Annotated in this window: 4 protein-coding genes; 2 read left to right on the top strand and 2 right to left on the bottom strand. The window is 62.2% G+C overall.

Annotated features, from left to right (window positions below; all coding sequences use genetic code 11):
* Positions 1–41: 41 nt before the first annotated feature.
* Both ACILRA_RS21905 and ACILRA_RS21900 read right to left on the bottom strand, forming a co-directional pair.
* The gene (locus ACILRA_RS21905) at positions 42–563 is read right to left on the bottom strand and encodes a DUF1465 family protein (RefSeq protein ID WP_395664156.1); all 522 of its coding nucleotides are present in this window, start codon (positions 561–563) and stop codon (positions 42–44) included.
* A gap of 311 nt (positions 564–874) precedes the next feature.
* Positions 875–1060 (bottom strand): DUF1192 domain-containing protein, encoded by a 186-nt coding sequence (locus ACILRA_RS21900; protein ID WP_395664155.1) that lies wholly within the window; start codon positions 1058–1060, stop codon positions 875–877.
* A 98-nt stretch (positions 1061–1158) separates the two neighbouring features.
* Between ACILRA_RS21900 and ACILRA_RS21895 the strand changes: the two genes are divergently transcribed.
* Both ACILRA_RS21895 and ACILRA_RS21890 read left to right on the top strand, forming a co-directional pair.
* Positions 1159–2130, top strand: a complete 972-nt coding sequence (locus tag ACILRA_RS21895; protein ID WP_395664157.1) for an NAD(P)H-quinone oxidoreductase — start codon at positions 1159–1161, stop codon at positions 2128–2130.
* Between the two features lie 124 nt (positions 2131–2254).
* Positions 2255–2613: cell cycle transcriptional regulator TrcR (locus ACILRA_RS21890; protein WP_395664154.1), on the top strand; the 359-nt coding region annotated here is incomplete at its 3' end.

Raw genomic sequence — 2613 nt, 5'->3', positions numbered from 1 at the left:
CTTCAGGGCTCAATGGACAGGGGTGAATCCATTTTTAGTGATCACCCGCGCCCGGAGCCGAACACGGCAGTGATGCGGTCGATCTGGGTCATCACCGGGCTTGGCGCGGGGGCGGCCTCGGGTGCTGTGAGGCCGAGCATGGTATCGAAGTTCAGAATACGCTGATGCAGTGAGAGCGAACGCTCCACGATGTCGAGCAGAGCCGGGGGCAGTTGCTCGGCGCCGGTCAGTTCGTGTCCGCGCCCGATGTCGGCGAGACTGATGCGTTGGCGTTCCTTCAACACCTCGTCCTGCCTCATCTCGCCCACGCCTGCCGCGCGCTGCAGGAGCAGCCAGGATGCAAGCTGCATGAGCCGGGTGGTGAGGCGCATGCTTTCCGTGGCGTAGGCGACCGCGCCATTGCGATCGAGCGTGCGGGCATCCGCCCGTCCGGGCCCATCGAGATAGTTCGCCGTCTCCTCCACCAGGCCCATGCCCTCGCGGAAGACCTTGTCGAACTGCTCCGACGCGGTGAAGCGCGACAGGAACTCGACCGTGATTGAGGGGGACTGCGGCAGTGACATGGCGATGCTTCCTGTGGCTCTTTGCGGCGTTTGCGCGAAAGGGCGCCCAGATCATGACCATGGTCCGGGATGTGGTCAATCAACGCGCCTTCCGCAGGGCCTTCACAGCAAGACTGATGCCAAAGCCAGCCAAAAAAAGCCGCGCGATGTGCGCGGCTTCGAAGTTTTTAAACAGGGAGGCGTCAAACAGAGTGGCTTCGAGCCACTCGGAGCAATCCGGTCAAGGATTACAATTTCCAAAATATCGTTAACTCCTTACCAAATCATTAATGATAACAATCTAAAGATGAAATTCTGTCCATAATGATACGCTAGGAACGGAAAAACGCATCCGCAGCTGACTTTGATGCACGTTTTGATTGAATCGCGGCTTTGGTGCGTTCAATTTCGGATTCCAAATTCTGAACACGTTGTTCCAATTCGGACACGGAGAGGAGATCGAGCGCCTCGCCGACGGTGATGGCGGCGGGCTTCTTCGGCGGGTCTTCGAATGTCATGGTGCTTCTCCTTTGGATGTCATTTTGTCATTGCCGGCCCATCTCCTTCAACCCAAACTGACATCCGGATCGTTTCCGGAGGAGTTTTCATGAAACACATGACCGCCATCGCCATCACCAGCCCGGGTGGCCCAGAGGTGCTGAGGCCCGTCGAATTGCCCGTGCCGGTGCCGCGTCCCGGTGAAATCCTGGTGCGGGTGAAGGCGGCGGGCGTCAACCGTCCGGATGTGCTGCAGCGCCAGGGGGCCTATCCGCCGCCTGCGGGGGCGCCGGAAACGCCGGGCCTCGAGATCGCCGGCGAGGTTGCAGCACTTGGCGAGGGGGCCAGCCACTACGAGGTGGGAGACAGGGTCTGCGCCCTTGTGCCGGGCGGGGGCTATGCCGAGTTTGCCGTGGTGCACGAGGACAATGCGCTGCCCGTGCCGCCGGGCCTCTCCTTCACCGAGGCGGCGGCGATCCCCGAAACCTTCTTCACGGTGTGGACCAACGTCTTCGACCGGGGTCGGCTCAGGGAGGGCGAGACCTTGCTGGTGCATGGCGGCTCAAGCGGCATCGGCACCACCGCCATCATGCTGGGCAAGGCCTTCGGCGCGGTGGTCGCCGTAACGGCGGGCTCGGAGGAGAAATGCAGCGCCTGCCGCGCGCTCGGTGCGGATCTCGCCATCAATTACCGCGCAGCCGATTTCGCCGCCGTGCTGGCGGACAAGGGTATCCGGCCAGATGTGATCCTCGACATGGTCGGCGGCGAGTATGTGGCAAAGAACCTGAAGGTTGCCGCCATGCATGGCCGCATCGTGATGATCGCGTTCCAGAAGGGTTCACGCTTCGAGGCGGACTGGATGCCCATCATGCTGAAGCGCCTGACCTTCACCGGATCGACCCTGAGGCCCCGCAGCGTCGCCGAGAAGGCCGAGATCGCCCGCGCGCTTGAAAGCCAGGTCTGGCCCCTGTTCGGCGCGGGGCAGTTGAAGCCCATCATCTTCCGCACATTCCCCCTCGCGGAGGCCGCCGCCGCCCATGCCCTGATGGAATCGAGCGAGCACATCGGCAAGATCGTGCTGCTGACATGAGCCTGGCAGATTGTGTCAATTGCCAGTTGCACGGGGGCTTATGCGGCTCTATATGAGCCTATCCCCACCAAGCTGTCGTTGAGACAGGGAACCTGAAACACCGGTTCTCAAGGAGAGAAAGATCATGTCCCGCATACCGCTGATGCCCAAGGCCACTGCTGTCTGGCTCGTCGAGAATACCGGGCTCACCTTCCGCCAGATCGCCGATTTCTGCCACCTGCACGAACTCGAGGTGAAGGGCATCGCCGACGGTGACGTGGCTGCCGGCATCAAGGGGCTCGATCCCGTCACCGGCGGCCAGATCACCCGCGAGGAAATCGAAAAGGGCGAGAAGGACCCGGAGTACCGGCTGAAGATCCTCGAGTCCAAGGTGAACATCCAGGTTCAGAAGGCGACCTCGGGTCCGCGCTACACGCCGGTCTCCCGCCGCGGTGACCGGCCGGACGCCATCGCCTGGCTGCTCCGCTATCATCCCGAGCTGCC

The organism is Aestuariivirga sp. (assembly GCF_044239095.1).
In the GTDB taxonomy this organism is placed as follows: domain Bacteria; phylum Pseudomonadota; class Alphaproteobacteria; order Rhizobiales; family Aestuariivirgaceae; genus Aestuariivirga.
Note: the sequence above shows the minus strand (reverse complement) of the source record. Positions and strands in the feature narration are given on the sequence as shown.

Coding starts and splice junctions, on each gene's coding strand:
- ACILRA_RS21905 (WP_395664156.1), bottom strand. CDS start 563: ATGTCACTGCCGCAGTCCCCCTCAATCACGGTCGAGTTCCTGTCGCGC.
- ACILRA_RS21900 (WP_395664155.1), bottom strand. CDS start 1,060: ATGACATTCGAAGACCCGCCGAAGAAGCCCGCCGCCATCACCGTCGGC.
- ACILRA_RS21895 (WP_395664157.1), top strand. CDS start 1,159: ATGACCGCCATCGCCATCACCAGCCCGGGTGGCCCAGAGGTGCTGAGG.